20 protein-coding genes are annotated in these 17771 nt (G+C 72.1%); 5 read left to right on the forward strand and 15 right to left on the reverse strand.

Going from position 1 to position 17771, the window contains the following annotated elements:
• Window positions 1–158 precede the first annotated feature (158 nt).
• The 3 genes from ACZ6W9_RS14555 to ACZ6W9_RS14565 form a co-directional block, all read right to left on the reverse strand.
• Window positions 159–1376 (reverse strand): Dyp-type peroxidase, encoded by a 1218-nt coding sequence (locus ACZ6W9_RS14555; RefSeq protein ID WP_389963164.1) that lies wholly within the window; start codon window positions 1374–1376, stop codon window positions 159–161.
• Window positions 1376–1954 carry a copper chaperone PCu(A)C gene (locus ACZ6W9_RS14560; protein ID WP_389963167.1) on the reverse strand — a complete coding sequence of 193 codons (579 nt, stop codon included), beginning with the start codon at window positions 1952–1954 and terminating at the stop codon, window positions 1376–1378. The genes ACZ6W9_RS14555 and ACZ6W9_RS14560 overlap by 1 nt, the downstream gene beginning before the upstream one ends.
• 425 nt (window positions 1955–2379) lie before the next feature.
• Window positions 2380–3057 (reverse strand): ELAV/HuD family splicing factor, encoded by a 678-nt coding sequence (locus tag ACZ6W9_RS14565; protein ID WP_389963170.1) that lies wholly within the window; start codon window positions 3055–3057, stop codon window positions 2380–2382.
• Between the two features lie 223 nt (window positions 3058–3280).
• On the opposite strand from ACZ6W9_RS14565, the gene ACZ6W9_RS14570 reads away from it, so the two are divergent.
• Entirely contained in the window at window positions 3281–3859 is a 579-nt protein-coding gene (locus ACZ6W9_RS14570; protein WP_389963173.1) for a ClpP family protease, read from the forward strand.
• A 307-nt stretch (window positions 3860–4166) separates the two neighbouring features.
• Here ACZ6W9_RS14570 and ACZ6W9_RS14575 read toward each other — a convergent pair whose 3' ends face one another.
• Together ACZ6W9_RS14575 and ACZ6W9_RS14580 are read right to left on the reverse strand one after the other, a co-directional pair.
• Entirely contained in the window at window positions 4167–4826 is a 660-nt protein-coding gene (locus ACZ6W9_RS14575) for a hypothetical protein (RefSeq protein ID WP_389963176.1), read from the reverse strand.
• A gap of 148 nt (window positions 4827–4974) precedes the next feature.
• A complete protein-coding gene (locus ACZ6W9_RS14580) occupies window positions 4975–5739 on the reverse strand; it encodes a DUF2470 domain-containing protein (protein WP_389963179.1) in 765 nt (254 codons plus the stop codon).
• Between the two features lie 101 nt (window positions 5740–5840).
• Here ACZ6W9_RS14580 and rpsD point away from each other — a divergent pair, with 101 nt between their 5' ends.
• Window positions 5841–6455, forward strand: a complete 615-nt coding sequence (rpsD, locus tag ACZ6W9_RS14585) for a 30S ribosomal protein S4 (protein WP_389963182.1) — start codon at window positions 5841–5843, stop codon at window positions 6453–6455.
• Window positions 6456–6459: 4 nt separating this feature from the next.
• Here the strand turns inward: rpsD and ACZ6W9_RS14590 are convergent, their stop codons facing one another.
• Window positions 6460–7449, reverse strand: coding sequence for an ion transporter (locus tag ACZ6W9_RS14590; protein ID WP_389963185.1), 990 nt, complete (start codon window positions 7447–7449; stop codon window positions 6460–6462).
• Window positions 7450–7652: 203 nt separating this feature from the next.
• Window positions 7653–8288, reverse strand: a complete 636-nt coding sequence (locus tag ACZ6W9_RS14595; RefSeq protein ID WP_389963188.1) for a TetR/AcrR family transcriptional regulator — start codon at window positions 8286–8288, stop codon at window positions 7653–7655.
• A 75-nt stretch (window positions 8289–8363) separates the two neighbouring features.
• Here ACZ6W9_RS14595 and ACZ6W9_RS14600 point away from each other — a divergent pair, with 75 nt between their 5' ends.
• Both ACZ6W9_RS14600 and ACZ6W9_RS14605 read left to right on the forward strand, forming a co-directional pair.
• Window positions 8364–9230 (forward strand): ABC transporter ATP-binding protein, encoded by an 867-nt coding sequence (locus ACZ6W9_RS14600; protein ID WP_389963191.1) that lies wholly within the window; start codon window positions 8364–8366, stop codon window positions 9228–9230.
• Window positions 9231–9238: 8 nt separating this feature from the next.
• Window positions 9239–9970 carry an ABC transporter permease gene (locus ACZ6W9_RS14605; protein ID WP_470118090.1) on the forward strand — a complete coding sequence of 244 codons (732 nt, stop codon included), beginning with the start codon at window positions 9239–9241 and terminating at the stop codon, window positions 9968–9970.
• Window positions 9971–10084: 114 nt separating this feature from the next.
• Here the strand turns inward: ACZ6W9_RS14605 and ACZ6W9_RS14610 are convergent, their stop codons facing one another.
• The 8 genes from ACZ6W9_RS14610 to ACZ6W9_RS14645 form a co-directional block, all read right to left on the reverse strand.
• The gene (locus ACZ6W9_RS14610) at window positions 10085–10318 is read right to left on the reverse strand and encodes a hypothetical protein (protein ID WP_362945025.1); all 234 of its coding nucleotides are present in this window, start codon (window positions 10316–10318) and stop codon (window positions 10085–10087) included.
• 72 nt (window positions 10319–10390) lie between these two features.
• A complete protein-coding gene (locus ACZ6W9_RS14615; RefSeq protein ID WP_470118092.1) occupies window positions 10391–11731 on the reverse strand; it encodes an ABC transporter substrate-binding protein in 1341 nt (446 codons plus the stop codon).
• Window positions 11732–11807: 76 nt separating this feature from the next.
• Complete coding sequence (locus ACZ6W9_RS14620) at window positions 11808–12626, reverse strand: carbohydrate ABC transporter permease (RefSeq protein WP_362945021.1); 819 nt, start codon at window positions 12624–12626, stop codon at window positions 11808–11810.
• The gene (locus tag ACZ6W9_RS14625; RefSeq protein WP_470118094.1) at window positions 12623–13588 is read right to left on the reverse strand and encodes a carbohydrate ABC transporter permease; all 966 of its coding nucleotides are present in this window, start codon (window positions 13586–13588) and stop codon (window positions 12623–12625) included. The genes ACZ6W9_RS14620 and ACZ6W9_RS14625 overlap by 4 nt, the downstream gene beginning before the upstream one ends.
• Window positions 13588–14286, reverse strand: coding sequence for a glycerophosphodiester phosphodiesterase (locus tag ACZ6W9_RS14630; RefSeq protein WP_389963203.1), 699 nt, complete (start codon window positions 14284–14286; stop codon window positions 13588–13590). The genes ACZ6W9_RS14625 and ACZ6W9_RS14630 overlap by 1 nt, the downstream gene beginning before the upstream one ends.
• A gap of 258 nt (window positions 14287–14544) precedes the next feature.
• The gene (locus tag ACZ6W9_RS14635; RefSeq protein WP_362945015.1) at window positions 14545–15330 is read right to left on the reverse strand and encodes an inositol monophosphatase family protein; all 786 of its coding nucleotides are present in this window, start codon (window positions 15328–15330) and stop codon (window positions 14545–14547) included.
• A complete protein-coding gene (locus ACZ6W9_RS14640; RefSeq protein ID WP_389963206.1) occupies window positions 15327–15497 on the reverse strand; it encodes a hypothetical protein in 171 nt (56 codons plus the stop codon). The genes ACZ6W9_RS14635 and ACZ6W9_RS14640 overlap by 4 nt, the downstream gene beginning before the upstream one ends.
• 128 nt (window positions 15498–15625) lie before the next feature.
• Window positions 15626–16411 carry a DeoR/GlpR family DNA-binding transcription regulator gene (locus tag ACZ6W9_RS14645; RefSeq protein ID WP_362945011.1) on the reverse strand — a complete coding sequence of 262 codons (786 nt, stop codon included), beginning with the start codon at window positions 16409–16411 and terminating at the stop codon, window positions 15626–15628.
• A gap of 413 nt (window positions 16412–16824) precedes the next feature.
• Here ACZ6W9_RS14645 and ACZ6W9_RS14650 point away from each other — a divergent pair, with 413 nt between their 5' ends.
• Window positions 16825–17769 (forward strand): inorganic phosphate transporter, encoded by a 945-nt coding sequence (locus ACZ6W9_RS14650; protein ID WP_389963577.1) that lies wholly within the window; start codon window positions 16825–16827, stop codon window positions 17767–17769.
• Window positions 17770–17771: the final 2 nt, after the last annotated feature.

The raw sequence follows: 17771 nt of genomic DNA on the forward strand, positions 1-17771 counted from the left end.
AATTCGAACCGGCCAGGCATTCGAACCGGCCAGGCATTCGAACCGGCCAGGCATTCGAACCGGCCAGGCATTCGAACCGGCCAGGCATTCGAACCGGCCAGGCATTCGAACCGCTCCGGCGTTCACACCGCTCCGGCCGGTCAGACCGCTCAGGCCGGTCAGGACAGCAGGGTCTCGCCGATCCACCCGTCCGGTCCGCAGCCCGGCGGAACGGCGTACACCGCCGAGCCGATCGGCGTCGTCCACTGGTTCAGCAGGTCCGCCTCGGCCAGCCTTCTCTGGACGGGGAGGAACTGCCGGGCGATGTCGGCCTGGTAGGAGGCGAACAGCAACCCCGTGTCAGGGCGCCCCTCGTAGGTGACGCCCTCGTCGTAGTTGTAGACCCGGCGGAAGATCCGCATGCCCGGGTCGGCGACGTGTGCCCGCCGGATATGCGCCTGCTCGGCGATGACCGGGAACCCCGCCGCCGTGACCATGCCGAAGTCCGGCGCGTCACGCTCGTTCCGGCCGGTCAGCGGGGCGCCGGTGTCCAGCCGGCGGCCCACCGAGAACTCCTTGGCGGTCCGGTCGGCGGCGTCCCACGTCTCCAGGTCCATCCGGATGCGCCGCAGGACCAGCGTGGTGCCGCCCCGCAGCCACGCCGGGCCGCCGTGCACCCACACGGCCCGGTCGAAGTCGGGCGTGCCGGGGCGGGGGTTGACGGTGCCGTCGAGCTGACCCATGAGGTTGCGCTGGGTCATGCCCGGCGCCTGGGTCTGCGGGCCGCGCCGGAACCCTCGCTGGACCCAGCGCACCCGGGCGAAGGACCGGGCGTCCTTGACCAGCATGCGCAGGGCGTGGGCGAGGGTGACGGCGTCGTCGGCGCAGATCTGCAGCAGCAGGTCCGTGCCCGTCCACCGCTTGTCCAGCCTGTCGATCCCGAACCTCGGCAGGGGCGCCACCGAGGCGGGGCAGCGGTCCGCCACCTCCGCGGCCCGGAACAGGTCGGGCCCGAAGCCGAAGGTGACGGTCAGCCGGGAGGGCAGAGTGGCCAGCTCCGGATCGGTGTCGGCCAGGGCCGCCCGGCCCTCGCTCAGGCGGCGCGCGTCGTCGGTGAGCAGTTGCATCAGCCGTACGACGGCTTCACGGTCGGCGTCCGGCAGCAGGTCCAGGCCGACGAAGGCGGCATGGGCCTGCGGCGTCGTGGCGATGCCGGCCTGGTGCGGCCCGTGGAAGGGCTCGGCCGCCCACCCGGCGGGCGGCGCGGCCCCGCCGGACGGTCCCGCCGGGGCCGCCTTGGCGCCGGTCTGCGCGGAGGCGCACGCCGCGAGGGCGCCGGCCGCCGTGGCGGCGCCCCCGGCGAGCAGCCCGCGCCGGGTCAGCCGGGGCTGTTCCATCAGTTGTGCCCCTTGTCCGTGCCGGGGTCGTAGTTCTCGTTGCCCCCGGCGAAGTCCTTGCCGATCGCGGTGAACTCCACGGTCCCGCCGCCCTTGAGGGTCAGCGTGAAGGGGATCCGCGCGCCGGGCTTCACCTCCTCGGTGACGCCCATCAGCATGATGTGGTCGCCGCCGGGCTGGAGCTGGTGCGTGCCGTTGGCGGGGACGGTGAACCCACCCTCCTTGGGACGCATGACCGGTTTGCCACCGACGTCGGCCACCTCGTGCAGCTCGATCATCGACGACAGCGGGGAGGACGCGGAGACGACGGTCACGTCGGCGGCGGTGTGGTTGACCAGGGTGCCGAAGGCGGCGGTCATGCCCTTGTCCGCGGTCTTCACCCAGGGGTCGGTGACCGTCAGGGGAGAGGACGCGCCGGGGGTGCCCGGCCCGGACGGCGCGGTGGCCGGGGCGGTGGCCGGGGCGGCCTGCGTGGCCGCCCGGCCCGAGGTCGGCGCGTCCGGCTGCGCGCCGCAGGCGCCCACCGCGGCGGTGAGGACGGCCAGGAGCCCGGCCGGGACGACACGACGGATGATCATGGGAATGCCTTTCGAAGAGGGTACGGCGCCGCGGCGGAGCGGTGCTCCGCACGCCGCGGGAAGCGCTGGAAGGCACCCGGGATGCCCGGAAGCCGAAACGGAACGATCACGGCGGGACGTCGGGGCCGTACGCGGACGGGGCGGTGGGCCGGGTCGCGCGGCGGCCGTACGGAAGCCGCGTCGGCGTACAAGCCAGGCGGGCCGTACGGAAGTCGCACGGGCCCTACAGGCTGCGCGGACCGTACAAGCCACGCGGGCCGCCGTACGGGGAAGCCACGCGGGCCGTACAAGCCACGCGGGCCGTACGGGGAAGCCACGCGGGCCGTGCCCGGGGCCGCCCGCGGGCGTCCGAGGAAGGCCGGTGGCGGGTCACCGGAACACGTGGCCGCCGGAGACGGTCCTGGAAGGCGTGACCGCCGGAGATGTCAGAGAGAGAACGCCGCGGGCGCCGGAGGACCGCGCCTGCTGACCGCGTGCCGCAGCGGGGAGCGGCGCGGGACGGCGGAGTCGTCGCGGCGGGGCGTCCCCGGAGGCTTCCACGGAACCGGGGAGGGCTCGGCGGTGAGGACCGGCGCGAACCGGGCACCGAGCCGCCGGAGCACCGCCCAGAGCAGCGCCTCGCCGCGGGCCAGCCACAGCGCGGTCAGCCCGATGGCCCAGCCGTGCGTGACCAGCATCGCCAGGCCCGGAAGCAGCCCCGAGTGTCCGGCCATGCCCGCCGCCTGGCCCACGGCGGCGACCGGATCAGGAAGCGACCCGGGCGGCGCGGCCGGTCCGGCGTACGGGCCCGGTCCGGCCGTGTCCGTGAACGGCCCCGGCGCGACGTGGCAGGCGGCGGAGGCCGTCGCCGCGAACAGCAGGTGGAGCGCGGCCTGCACGCCGGTCAGCAGCGGCAGGATCGTCCCCAGGCCGCGCTCGCGGCCGGTCGCCGGCAGCGCCGCCGCGAACGCCAGTGCAAGCCCGCCGACCGCGCCCCAGGCGGTGACCGTGCTTCCGGCGAACGCGTGCGCGCCCGCGCCCAGCCCCAGCGCCACGGCGGCGAAGGCCGCGGAGCGGGTGAGGCGGAAGAGCGCGGTCGCGGGAACGGGCTCGCTGGCGGGCATGATGCGGCCATCATCACACAGGAAGGCGTCACCCTTCCGGCCGGGGACTCGCTTTCCCCGTGTCGTGTCCGGTGCCGTCGCGTGTTTCCGGCGACGCTGCGCTGTGAGCGGAAAGCGCCCACAGCGAACGGGAACGGATTCCGCGCCGGACGGCGTTATCGTCGGCAGCGATTCATCAGACGTACGTCGATGGATTTCCGATATGCGAGGCAGGTGAGAAGAGTTGACCAGCCCACAGCCCGTGTTCGAGGACCCGCTGTACCAGCGGCTGCTGCGCCAGCGGATCGTCGTGCTCGGCACCGAGGTGAACGACGAGGTGGCCAACCGTATCTGCGGCGAGCTGCTGCTGCTGTCCGCCAACGACGGTGAGCGTGACATCTGGCTCTACATCAACTCGCCGGGCGGTTCCGTCTCGGCGGGGATGGCGATCTACGACATCATGCAGTACGTCCCCAACGACGTCGCCACCGTCGGCATGGGGCTGGCGGCGTCGATGGGGCAGTTCCTGCTGTGCGCCGGCGCGTCCGGCAAGCGGTACGCGCTGCCGCACGCCCGTGTCATGATGCACCAGCCGTCGGGCGGCCTCGGCGGCACCGCCGCCGACATCGCCATCCAGGCCGAGCAGATGCTCTACACCAAGCAGATGCTGCGCGAGCGGATCGCACACCACACCGGCCAGCCTCTGGAGCGGATCGAGGCCGACTCCGACCGTGACCGCTGGTTCACCGCCGCCGAGGCGAAGGAGTACGGGTTCGTCGACCATGTGATCCGGAACACCAGCGAGGTGGCGGCCGGCGGTTGACCGCCCGTTCTCCGGAATGATCCCCTCTGCCCGATTCCCGGGTGACGGCTGAGAGGCGCCGTTCTCCCCGGGGGTCGCGCGGGTTCCCCGGAGGCCGTACCGGGCTCCCGGGCGTCGCGCGGGTTCCCCGGGGACCGTACCGGTTTCCCGGGGGACGCACGGGTGTTCCGAGGGGCGCACCGGTTTCCGGGGGCCGCACGGGTGTCCCGAGGGGCGCACCGGTTTCCGGGGGCCGCGGGACCCGGCGTTTCCGGGTGCCGCGCCCGGACGGCGGGCGCGTTCCCCTCCGCCCGGCCGGAGAGGGCTCTCAGGAACCCGTGGGCTTGTGGCCCCCGGAGGCGGTCATGACGACGTCGTCGGCGAGCTTCTCCAGGTCCTTCTGGGTGAACGGCTTGGCGTCGCCGCTGCCGGTGACGGTGACCAGGACGCCGGGAAGGCGGTAGGACAGCTCCGGTGTGCCGCCGTCCTTGAAGTCGGCGACCCCGCCGAACGCCTTCGCCGTCGGGGTGTCGTAGTACCTGCCGGCCGCCGGCGTCCGGGGCTGGGCGCCGAACGACGCGACGTCGTCCGACTCCGACACCAGGGTGGTGAGCGTCATCGTCGTGCCGGTGGGGTCCATGACCGTGTAGGCGCAGCTCAGCCTGCCGCCGGTGGTGCCGTCGTAGTCCTTGTGGTTCGTGGCCCGCACGCCCTTGAGGTGGCGGACGGCGATCTTCGAGAAGCCGAGCTTCGCGCAGGACTCCGGCACCGCGAAGACGGGCTCGGCCTGGGCGGTCTCCTCCGGGCTCGGGGACTTCAGCACCTCGGGCAGGTCCTCCAGGCCCGAGGTGTCCGAGCTCCGGGCCGTCCCGGGACCCGAGGCCGCGGACGGCTCCGATCCGCCGCATCCGCCCAGGGTGAGAATGGCGAGAACCGCGAGGCCGGCGGCGGTTCGGATCGCGAGGCGCGCCGGGGGGTTCACGTCCATGCGGGTCCTTACGTCGTGGGGGTGGCACGGCGGTCGCACCGCACCGCGCCATGGCGGACGCGATCATACCGGCCGGGTCTTTCGGAAGTGGGCGGATCGGGTGTTCCGCCCACCAGGGACGGAACACCCGATGACGTCGCGGCGGAGGTCAGCGGTGGCAGAGGAGGTCGTGCACGGCGTGTTCCAGGGAGCGGGCGCAGGCGGCGGGGGCGGGCCAGGGGAGGCGGGCCAGCGCGGGCCGGTCGGCGCCGTGGCGGACGGTCGCCCCGTACCGGTCGAGCTCCCACAGCCACACCTCGCGCACCGGGGCGCCGAGCAGTGAACGCAGGGCGTCCGTGAGTTGCCGGCGGTGGGTGTCGTTGACGTGGGCGAGCATGCGCTCGGCCTGTTCGGCCAGCGGGTCGGGCGCGGCGCGCAGATAGTCCTCGGCGTCGACCACCCCTGACTCACCGCCGGTCAGGTAGATCACCTGCCCGACGTCCACGCGGAGCAGGCGCGGCACGCCGGCGCCCTCCGATCGTCCTCCGCCGCCGGAGGCGGCGAGTTCCTCCAGGGCGTCGAACAGCGCCTCGTCCGGGCAGTGCCCGGCGATCGCCACCGCGGCCTCCCGCGCCTCGGCGGCGGGTACGGCCTGTACCCAGCCCTGCACCTTGAGCAGGCCCCGCGTCGTCTCCAGCCCGCCCAGGGAGCGGCTCGCCGCCAGGTCGACGGTGACCGCGGGCTCGTCGCGCGCGCCGTACAGGGGGTCGCCGGGCCGGACCAGCAGCACCGGGCGGCCCGCGCCGTCCACACCTCCCCTGGCGGGTACGGCGGGCCGGGCCGTGCCGGCGAAGGAGACGTGGGTCGGGACCGCCGCGGCGGCCAGGGTGCGGATCCGCTCCGGGATCGGCGGGGCGGTGACGGGGTGCTGCATGACCCGGCCCTCCTTGAGGTCGGCTGACGATGTCAGGTAGCTTAGGCTTGCCTAACTAAGGTTTGCCTAACCAAGTCTTACCGCAACAAGAGGGAGTTGTCATGCGCTACACCGGGCCCAAGGTGCGCCTGTCCCGCCGGGCGGGCGTCCCCCTGACCCGCAAGGCGGTCCGCTACTTCGAGGAGCGCCCCTACCCGCCGGGCGAGCACGGCCGCAAGACCCGGCGGCATCAGGCGAGCAACTACAGCCTGCAGCTGATGGAGAAGCAGAAGCTGCGCTGGTACTACGACGTCTCCGAACGGCAGATGCGCCGCTACTGGGACCTGGCGCACCGCGGCGGCGGCCGTTCCGGCGCCGAGCTGGTGACCATCCTGGAGAGCCGTCTGGCGTCGCTGGTCCTGCGTGCCGGTCTCGCGCCCTCGATCTACGCCGCCCGCCAGTACGTCACGCACGGGCACATCACCGTGGACGGCCGCAAGGTGGACATCCCCAGCTACCTGGTCAAGCCCGGCCAGGTCATCGCGGTGCGGCCCAGGTCGCGCGCGATGCAGCCGTTCGTCGCCGCGGCCGAGGGGACCTACGCCGACGAGCGGATCGCCCCCTACCTGTCGGCCGACCACGCGGACCTGACGTTCACCCTGCTCGACCGGCCACGGCGCGAGCAGATCGCCGTCCCGGTGGACGAGCAGCTCGTGGTGGAGTACTACTCCCGCTGACCGGCTATCTCCGGCCCCGCGCTCCCCGTGACGACCGGCCCCGCGCTCCTCGCGACGACCGGCCCCGGGACGAGCGGCTCCTCGGTGACGGGCTCCGCGGGGCCGTCCCCGCGGAGCCGGGCCCGGCGGCGGCCGGTTCCGCGCCGACGGCCTCCGCGGTGACCGCTCCCGCGGCGGAACGCCCCTCCGGTCCCGCCCCCGCGCCCGCTCCCACCGGGGTCCGCTCGCGGAGTTCGCGCACCTCCGCCCGCAGCGCCGACAGCTCCGCCAGCACGACGGTCTCCAGGCCGCGGGTCGCCCGTGCCGCCTCCCCCGAGGCGTCCTCCTCCATCGCGTTGACGACCACCGCGATGAAGAGGTTCAGCACCACGAACGTGCAGACCAGCATGAAAAGCACGAAGAAGAGCCACGCCGACGGGTGCTCCGACATCACCTCGCGGGTGATGTCGGACCAGCCGTCCCCGGTCATCATCTGGAACAGCGTGAACAGCGAGGTGGGAAGGTCGCCGAAGTACCCGGGCGAGGTGGCGTGGTAGAGCTTCGTGCCCATCACCGCCGCGACGTAGAGCACCAGGCCGAGCAGCAGCACGATCGACGTCATGCCCGGCACCGCGGTCAGCAGGGCCGTCACCACCCTGCGCAGGCTCGGCACCACCGAGATCAGCCGCAGCGCCCGCAGGATGCGCAGCGCCCGCAGCACCGACAGCCCGTTGGCCACGGGCAGCAGGGACAGCGCCACGATCGCGGTGTCGAACAGGTTCCACGGGTCGCGGAAGAAGCGCAGGCGGTGGGCGTAGACCTTGGCCGCCAGCTCTGCCACGAAGACGTACAGCGCGGCGTGGTCCACCACCGTCAGCACCGTGCCGTACCGCTCGGTGACGGCGGCCGAGGTCTCCAGCCCCAGGGTGGCCGCGTTGACCACGATGACCGCGATGATGATCCGCTGGAGGCGGGAGGTCTCCAGGAAGGTGCGGACGCGTTCGCGCACCGGCACTGACGGCTCCGTGGGGTCGTGAGGGGATGAGATGCCGGATGATCATATCGCCGGATGATCAGCTCCCCGGCGTGGTCACCGCCCGGCGGCGCCCGCCCGTCCGCGTGCCCCCGTTCACGTGCCGTCCGTCCGCGCGTCGCCCGCCCACGCGCCGACCGGGGACCGTCATCGGGCCGGTCGCGGCCGGGAAGCCGCCGGCCGGGTCAGTGCCGGGTGTAGCGCCCGCCGATCCCCGTCTCCAGCAGGTCGAACGCCCGCCCTGCCCGCTCGCGCAGGTCCGGGAGGATGTCGTCGGCCCGTTCCCCGGCGACCAGGCGCCGTACGGCGTAACCCACCACGGTGCGCAGCACCGCGTTGATCTGCGCGGCCACCAGGGCGGGGGTCAGGTCGTCCGGGTCGGCGCCGGCCTCCTCGGCGATCGCCTCGGCGAGCCTGCGCTCCCGGGTCTCGCCCATCTCCCGCACCCGGGCGACCAGGCTGGGGGTGGTCTCGATCATCCGGATGAAGTCGTCGCCGGCCTCGTGGAACCCGTAGCGGTAGTGGCCGGTCTCCAGCGCCTCCAGGAAGTCACGGCGCACGGCGGCCACCGGGGTCTCCCCGGGTTCCCGCTCCCGCACCACCCGGGCGAGCAGGTCCTCGACCTCGGGCGCCCGGTCGAGGAGCAGGTCCTCCTTGGTGGCGAAGTAGTTGAAGACCGTGTTGACCGAGACGTCGGCGGCCCGGGCGACGTCGGCCACCGTCACACCGTCGAACCCCCGGGCCATGAACAGTCCTGTCGCGATGTCGGAGATGCGCAGGCGGGTCTCCCGCTTCTTGCGCGCGCGCAGTCCCTCGCTCATGCCGGTCATTTTAGAGGTTGCAGAAATTTTTAAGTCACTCTATTTTTGGTGCGACTTCAAGATGGAGGCGATCGAGTGATCAGGACATCGGGCCTGCGCAAGACCTTCCCGGGCGGCGTCGAAGCCGTCCGGGGAGTTGACCTGGCCGTGGAGGCCGGGGAGATCGTGGGCTTCCTCGGCCCCAACGGGGCGGGCAAGACCACCACCATGCGCATGCTGACCACCCTGCTGCGCCCCTCCGGCGGCACCGCCGTCGTCGCCGGTCACGACCTGCTCGCCGACCCGCGGTCGGTACGGCGGCGCATCGGCTACGTGTCCCAGGGCGGCGGGGTCTCCCCGGCCGTCGCGGTGGGGGAGGAGCTCGGACTGCACGCCGCGCTGTACGGCATGCGCCCCGCCGAGGCGCGCGGGCGGATCCGGGAACTGCTCGACCGGTTCGAGCTGACCGGCCTGGAGACCAGGCCGGGAGCGGCGCTCTCCGGAGGTCAGCGCCGCCGGTTCGACCTGGTGTTCGGCCTGGTCCACGCCCCGGCGCTGCTCTTCCTCGACGAGCCCACCACCGGCCTCGACCCGCAGAGCCGCGCCCACCTCTGGGACCACGTCCGGCGGCTGCGCGAGGAGGAGGGCCTGACGGTCTTCCTGACCACCCACTACCTGGAGGAGGCCGACACGCTGGCCGACCGGCTGTTCATCATCGACCACGGCGTGATCGTCGCCGAGGGCGCTCCGGCCGAGCTCAAGGGCGGTTCCGGCACCCTCGACGACGTCTTCCTGTCCATCACCGGCCGCTCACTGCGGGACGACGTCCCGGGTGCTCCGAGCGACGCGGGCGGGATCCCGGACGGCCCGGCGGACCGGGAGGACATGCGGGAGGACATGCGGGAGGACATGGCGGAGGCGACGGCGGCCGGCGTCCGCCGCGCGACGGACGGGGAGAGGTGAGGGACCCGATGGACGTCATCCGCGAGACCTGGCTGGTCTTCCGGCACAACGTGCGCATCCTGCTGCGGCAGAGGATCGGCATCCTGTTCGGGGTCATGCAGCCGCTGCTGTACCTGGTGCTGTTCGGCCCGCTGTTCGCCACGATCGGCACCTGGGAGACCCTGGTCCCCGGTCTGCTGGTCCAGGTGAGCCTGCTCAGCGCGGGCATGGCCGGGTTCGGCATCGTCTTCGACCTGCGCGCCGGCGTGCTGGAGCGGCTCCGCGTCACCCCCGCCCACCGGGTCGCCCTGCTGCTGGGCCGGGTGCTGGGCAGCTCGCTGGTCCTGCTGATCCAGTCGGTCGTGCTGGTCGCGCTGGGCTACGCCTTCGGCCTGCGGGCCCCGCTGCCCGGTGTGCTGGCGGGACTGGCGATCATGGCGCTGCTCGGGGTCAGCCTGGCCGCGCTGTCCAACGCGGTCGCGCTCACCATGAACCCCGACCTGTTCGCACCCGTGGTCAGCACCGTGGTCGTCCCGCTGATCCTGCTGTCGGGGGCGTTCCTGCCGATGTCGATGGCGCCCGCCTGGCTGGACGCCGTGTCGCGGGCCACCCCGTTCCGGCACGTCGTCGAGGCCGTCCGTGACCTGTTCGCCGGGCACTACGCCACGGCGACCGTGGGCGTCGGGGTCACGGTGGCACTCGCCCTGTCCGCCGTGTGCGTGGCGGTCGGCACCCGCGTCTTCAACCGCGCGAACGCCTGAGGAACACCCGATTCCGGCCGGGCGGACGACTGAGGCGCATCCGGTCCGGCCGGGCAGCGCGTGAGGCGTACCTGCCTCCGGCCGGACGGACGCCCGGGATGCGCCCGGCCGGGATCAGTCCGGCGGGCCGTACGGTTCGATGCGGGGGTCGGCGTACGGGCCGCCGCCGGCGGACGGGTCGATCCGCCGGGCGGCGGCCTCGCTGACGCGCAGGCCGTACAGGTCCTTGCCGGGATCGATGAGCACCAGGCCGTAGCCGGTGTCGACGTCCTTCTCCGACAGCTTCAGGCGGCGCATGGCCTGTTCGAGCGTCGCCTGGGGCGCGAGCCGTACGGTGACGAGAAGCATGAGGCCAACGCTACGCGTCCCGGGCGCGACGCCAAGAGGCGGGAGGGGGCGGACTTCCGTCCTCCGCGCCTGCTACATGTGCTTCTCCACGGTCTTGCGGATCGACTCGACGCCCTTGCGCAGCTCGGCGCCCACCGCCTTGAACACCGCCTCCGCCGGCTGGTTGTCGGCGTAGATCTTCTGGAGGCCGCCGTAGATCGCCCGGTTGGCGTTGGGGACCAGGAGCCGCACCGGGTCCTGCGCCTTGGTCCTCGGCAGCTGGTCGACGGCCTTCTTGAAGTTGGGGTTCTCGTCGAACAGCTTGCGCATGTCGGGGGTCTCCATCGCGGCCTTGGTCGCGGGGAGGTAGCCGGTCTCGACCGTCCACCGGGCCGCGTTCTCCGCCCTGGCGACGAACTTCAGGAACTCGAACGCCGCCTGCTTGCGCTCCTTGGAGGCTCCGGCCATGATCGACAGGCCGCCGCCGCCCGTGGGGCAGCCGAACGCGGTCTCCTCGGGGAGGTACGCCGTGCCGACCTTGAACGGGGAGTCCTTGGTGATGCCGGTGAGCGCGCCGGTGGACTCGACGAGCGTCGCGATGAGCCCGTTGGAGAAGTCGAGCTTCGGGCTCTGCGCCATGTAGGCCAGCTTGTCGTCGTGGATGAGCTTGCGCTGCCACTCGCCGGCCTCGACCGCGCCGCCGGTGTCGATGGTGACGTCGAGCCCCTTGGAGTAGTTGCCGCTCCACTGCCAGACGGTGCCCTGGAACTGCCAGTCACCGTCGACCTGGGCGTAGGCGGTGAGCTTGGGATTCTGGCCGCCGACCTTCTGGGCGGTGATGGCCTTCGACCACTCGTGCAGCTCGCTCCAGGTCTTCGGGCCGCGGTCGGGCAGCCCGGCGGCCTCGAACAGGTCCTTGTTGTAGTAGAAGATCGGTGTGCTCCGGGCGAAGGGGACCCACCACACCTCGTTCTTGGCGGTGCCCTCGGCGATGAGCTGGTCGACGTACTCGGCAGGCTTGAGGCTCCCGGCGGAGAAGTAGGAGCCGAGCGGTTCGAGGGTGTCGTTGAGATGGAACTTGTTCCAGGTGACGTCGCTGAACACGCACAGGTCGGGGAGCTGGCGGGCCTGCATGGCGGTGGCGAGCTTCTGGGCGGTCTCGTCGTAGCTGCCCTGGTACTGGGCCTCGACGTAGATGTCGTTCTGCGCGCCGTTGAACGCGGTCACCAGCCGCTGGAACGCCTCGCCGGGGACGGCGGCCCAGGGGTACCAGATCACGACGCGCTGCCGCTTGGAGTACTGCGCGGGCACCTTGCCCTCGGGCTGCGCCATGCCGGAGCCGGAGCCGGAGCCGGATCCGCAGCCGGTGGCGAGGGCGAGGAGGCCGGCGCCGGTGGCGCCGAGGAAATGCCGCCGGTTGAGCGAGGGGGTCATGGCGGGGTCCTTTCAGGGTGGAACGGGGGGTGCGGCATTCAGGCCGGGGCCGGGCGGGGAACCGGTGGGCGGAGGGTCAGCCCTTGACCGCGCCCTGGGTGAGGCCGGCGACGATGTGACGCTGGGCGAGGAAGAAGATGACGAGGACGGGGACGACGACGAACGTGGCGGCGGCCATGACGGCGCCCCAGTTCGTGTAGCCCTCCTGGTTCTTGAGCAGGAGGAGACCGACGGGCAGGGTGCGCATCGACGCCGTGTTGGTGACGATGAGCGGCCAGATGAAGTCGTTCCACTTGCTGACCAGCGACACGATGCCGACGGTGACGAGCATCGGCCGGGACATGGGCAGCACCACGCTCCACAGGGTGCGCAGGTGCCCGGCGCCGTCCATCCGGGCGGCCTCGACGAGTTCGCCGGGCAGGGTGAGCATGTGCTGGCGGAGCAGGAACGCGCCGAACGCCGAGGCGACGCCGGGGATGATGATCCCCTGGTAGGTGTTGATCCAGCCGAGTTCGGAGACGGTCAGGTAGTTCGGCAGCAGCGTCACGTGGCCGGGCACCATCATCGCGCCGAGCAGCAGGATGAACAGCACCCGCTTGCCGGGGAACCGCAGGAACGTGAACGCGTACGCGGTGAGCACGGCGTTGGCGACCTCCAGCAGGGTGCCGGCGACCGTGGTGATGACGGAGTTGAGATAGAAGTCGGCGAACGGGGCGCTGTTCCACGCGTCGACGTAGTTGGCGAACCGCAGGTCGGTGGGCAGCCACGCGGGCGGCCAGGTGTAGATCTGCGACGGGTCCTTCAGCGAGGACGACAGCAGCCAGTACAGCGGGCCGACCATGATCACGCCGACGACGACGAGCAGGCCGTACTGGGCGGTGCGGGCGAGTCTCACTTGTAGTGCACCTTCCGCTCCAGGTAACGCGTCTGCACGAGCGTGATCGCGAGGAGGATGACGAACATGATGATCGCGCTCGCCCCGGCGGGCCCGGCCTGGAAGCTGCGGAACCCCGAGTCGTAGACGAACCACGACAGGATGGTGGTGGCGCTGCCGGGGCCGCCGTTGGTCATCAGCGCGATGACGTCGAACGCCTGGAACGAGCTGATGGTCGAGGTGACGACGAGGAAGAACGTCACCGGCGACAGCAGCGGCAGGGTGAAACTCCGGAAGGTCGTCCAGGCGCCGGCGCCGTCGAGGGAGGCCGACTCGTAGACCTCCTTGGGGAGGTTCTGCAGCCCGGCGAGGTAGACGATCGCCGCGAAGCCGGTGGTCTTCCACAGGTAGACGATCATGACCGCCGGCAGCGCCCAGTCCGAGTCGGTGAGCCACGAGGGCGACGAGGCGCCGAAGGCGGAGAAGAACGCCCGCGACAGGCCGTAGTTGGGATCGAAGATGAACGTCCACGCCAGGCCCACCGCCGCGCCCGAGAGCACGTGCGGGGCGAACGTCATGGTCCGGACGAAGTCGCGGCCCCTGAGCTTCTGGTTGAGCAGCAGCGCGATGGCCAGGCCGAGCGCCATGCTGCCGCCCACGACGCCGACGGTGAAGTACACGGTGGTCAGCATCACGTCGCCGAACCCGAGGCCGGTGAACATGTCGACGTAGTTGTCGAAGCCGACGAAGTTCTTGATCGGCGCGATCATGTTCCAGTCGGTGAGGCTCAGGTAGGCGTTGTAGATCACCGGCCAGTACGAGAACACCGCGATGAACAGGAAGTTCGGCGCGATGAGCGCGAGGAACAGCAGGTACTCGCGGCGCAGCCGCCGGCGGTTCCCCCCGGCTCCGGGGGCGGGCTCGCGCGCCGCCGCGGGCGGGGCGGGGTCCTCGGTCCCGGCCTTGGTCAGCGCGGCCGGCATCAGGAGGTCCCGGCGTCCGCACGCAGGCGCAGCAGCGAGGAGATGTCGTCGGCGACGATCCCGTCGACGCCGTACTCCAGCGCGGCGATGACCTCGGTCTCGTTGTCGAGGGGGCCGACCCAGACGCGGTAGCCGCGCTCGCGCATGGCGGGCACGCCGGCCGCGTCGGCGACCTTCCAGCGCGGCCCGAAGTACTGCGGGCGCATGGCGTCGAGCAGCTCCGCGGGCGGGGGGCGCTCCTCGGTCCAGTCCAGGCCGATGACGGCGTCGGGCGCTTCGGCGCGCAGCCCGATCAGCGCCTCGCGGCCGCCGCGGCGGGCGGCCACGAAGATGGAGCGCTCGAAGGCGTCGCCGTGGCGGCGCAGCGCGGCCACCGCCGGGGCGATCACGTCGTCGGTCTTGAGGTCGACGAGGAACGTCGTGTCGCCGAACGCGTCGAGGACCTCCTCGAAGGCGGGGACCTCGTACTCGCCGTCCAGCGCGCGCACCTCCTCGAAGGTGAGGTCGGCGATGTCGGCGTCACGTCCCCACATCCGTCCGAGACCTCCGTCGTGGAGGAGCACGATGCGCCCGTCCCTGGTGAGGCGCAGGTCGAACTCCAGGGTGTTGGCACCCTTGTCGACGGCCGAGCGCAACGACGGGATGGTGTTCTCGCGGTGGACGAGGGGGTCGCCACGATGCGCGATCGTGAGGAACACGGGTTCTCCTTGGGGGCGGGAGTCGTCACGGGAACATGCCACTCTTAACACTCAAGAGCGTTGTGTTCACGGAGGTAGTTAACACGATGGTCACATGGCGGGCAAGAGGCGCGGACCTCGTGTTCGCCCCTGTCGCAGTCGGACAAAAGCGGTAAATAATCGCATAAATGGCCAGGTCGGCGCACCGAGGAGAAGGGTGCGCCGACCTGGACGAGATGATTTTGTTACGACGAACGTTAAGAAGGCCGTCGCCCGGTGTTAGGGGCGAGGTCGCGTGAGCGCGGCGAGTTCGTCGAGGACCGGGCCGGAGCCCGCCACGGTCACCTCCGAGTCGAGCAGGTGCTCGGCGCCGCCGCGGTCGACGACCCGGCCGCCCGCCTCACGCACGAGCACGACGCCGGCGGCCGTGTCCCACGGGTTGTTGGAGAACATGACGAGGCCGTCCAGCCGGCCCTGCGCCACCCAGGCGAGGTCCACCGCGGCGGTGCCCAGCATCCGCACCCGCTGGGCGCGCGCCGCCAGCTCGGCGGTGGCCGCGAGGCGTTCCACGTTGCGTTCCGCCGCGTCCTCGCCGACCGCGTAGTCGCCCACGGCCACGACCGCGTCGGCGAGCCGCGACGGCCGGCTCACCCGCATGGGCCTGCCGCCGGCGTACGCGCCGGAACCCTGGACGGCGGTGTAGCGGTCGCCCAGCAGCGGCAGGTCGACCACGCCGAGCACCGGCCGCCTCCGGTACACCAGCCCGAGGGACACCGCGACCAGCGGCAGCCCGTGCACGAAGTTGACCGTCCCGTCGATCGGGTCGAGCACCCAGGTCAGCTCGTCGCTGCCGGTGGAGCCCTCCTCCTCACCGAGGAAGCCGATCGCGGGGGTCTCCTGGCGGAGCAGGTCGCGGACGGCGCGCTCCACCGCGAAGTCGACCTCCGAGGCCATGTCCCGGTCGCCCTTGGCGGTGAGCACGCCCGGCCGGCGCCCGCGGATCATGTCCGCGGCCAGCGCCACGGCCTTCTCCGCGATGGGCAGCAGCGACGCGAAGCCGCTCACCGGGTTTCCACGGCCGGAGCGGCCAGGGCGGCCAGGGCGGCCAGCGTGGCCGGGGCACTTTCCGGGGTCTTCGCGGCGGCACGGAGACCGGTGCCCGGCCACGCGTGCGCCGCTCCGGGGAGCGGACCGTCGGCGGCGAGGCGGCCGACGGGGATGAGGACCTTCACGGGGGGATTCCCTTTCCATTGGTTTTCCGGCGTCTTCCGCCGTCCGGCGCCTTCGTGAGGGCGCGCCTTCGTCAGGGCATGCCTTCGTGGGGACGGCACCCTCGTGGGAGCGGGACCGGACGGCCGGATCAGACGACTTCGTAACGGATGCCGTTCTCCCGCATCTCCAACAGCGCGTCCTCGGGGGCCCGCGAGTCGGTGAGCACCAGGTCGAAGTCGGACAGCGAGACGAGCCGGTGCAGGGCGACCCGGCCGAGCTTGCTGTGGTCGACCGCGAGCACCGACTTCCTGGCCGCGCGGATCATCGCCCGCTTCACCAGGACGATCTCCTGCTCCTGGTGGTAGACGTAGTTGTTCGACACCGCGGAGACCGACGCGAAGAACATGTCGACGTGCAGCGACTCGATCGCCTCGATGCACGGCACGCCGAGGAAGGAGTCGTGCGTCGGGTAGTACTCGCCGCCCAGGGCGATCAGCCGGATGCCGCGCATGCCGGTGACCAGCTTGATGGTCTCCAGGAAGTTGGTGACGACGGTCAGCGGGGCGGCGTCCTCCAGCAGGCGCGCGAGCTCCAGCGTGGTCGTCGAGTCGTCGAGCATGACGGCCATGCCCGGCTCTATGAGCTCGCGGGCGCGGCGGGCCAGGGCCGCCTTCTCCTCCCGGGCGGTGCGCAGCCGGTAGGTCACGTTGCTCTCGAAGACGCTGGAGGGCTGGGCGCTCACCCCACCGCGGAACTTGTGGACGACGCCCTGCCGTTCGAGCTCGTCGAGATCCCGGTGGATGGTCATGAGGCTGACGCCGAACAGCTCGGAGAGGTCGTTGGCCGAGACCGAGCCGTGCTGCAGGACGTGCTCGGCTATCTCGGCCTGCCGCTGGGCGGGCCGGTTGCGCTCGGAGGACTTGGGTGTCGTCATGAAGGTCATCCTTCGGAAGCCGGCACGCCGTACGCCAGCGGCGCGGCCGAATCGTCTCCGTGTGGGATCCGCGGCGTCGCCCCCGGGGCCCCTGAGGCCCCCGGGGCCACCGGCCTCCGCCGGTCCCCGGCCCGGGTGCCGGCATCGGCACCCGCCCCCACCTCTGCTGGATGGTCTGTGCGCATGAAGAGTCCGGCTCCCGGCTTGAGGAGAAGAGTCATGGATCGGTGTGAATTTAACACCGTTTGAGAGGAGCGGCCAAGCGTCTCCTACGGCTCCACACTCACCGCATCCGCGATGACCAGGGAAGTCTTCATCAATTATCACTTTTCCCTTGATAAGAACACTCAAAGTGATGTTAACTACCGGTCCACAGAACATCATTGAATGGGAAGAAGGCGCCTACGGTGGAGATGGTGGTGGCGTCGATCTTCGCCGTGTTCACCGGCTTCAACGACGCCGGAACCCAGGTCGGGCTGGGCTCGCGGGTCCGCGGACTGCCGCCGCTCGCCGCGCTGGCACTGCTCGCGGCGGCCGTCGCCGCCTCACCCCTGATCGTCGGTACGGCCGTCGCCGCCACCCTCGACGGCGGGCTCGTCACCTACCCCGGCGGGGACGGGCACACCGGGCTGCTCGTCGGGCTCGTGACCGCGGTCGCCGTCACCGCCGGGCTCGGCTGGCGCGGCCTGCCGACCAGCCTCACCCTCGCCCTCGTCGGCGGGATCGCCGGCGCCGGCACGGGAGGAGGCGGTGACGTCTCCTGGACCGTCGTCGCCTCCGTGCTCGCGGCCGCGGCGGCCGCCCCGCTGGCCGGGGCGCTCATCGCCGGTCCCGCCTGCCGCCTGGTGCGCTCCCTGCCGCACGTCGGCGCGGCGGGCACCCGGCTGCGGTGGCTGCACACCGCGGCCTTCGGCGCGGGCTGCCTCGCCTACGGCGCCAACGACGGCCAGAAGATCCTCGCCGTCTACCTCGCCGTCCACGGCGGCGCGTCCCCGGACGCGGCCGGTCTCGCGCCGGTGCTGCCGCTGCTCGCGGTGTGCTTCCTCGCCGGCGGGCTCGCCGGGATCCCGCGGCTCGCGTCCGGGCTCGGCGGCACGCTCACCCCCGCCCGCACCGACGCGCTCGTCGCCACGGAGCTCACCGGCGCGGGCGTCGTGCTCGGCACCGCGGCGCTCGGCGCGCCGGTGAGCATGACCCAGTCCCTCGCCGGAGCCCTCATCGGCACGGGCCTCGCCGGAGGCACGCGGCGCGTGCGATGGCGCGGCGTCCTGGCACTGGGCCGCGCCTGGCTGTTCACCCTCCCGCTCGCCTACGGGCTCGCCGCCCTCGGCGGCGCCGTACTCGGGGCGCTGCGGTGAGG

The sequence above is a fragment of the Streptosporangium sp. NPDC053982 genome, from assembly GCF_055585205.1.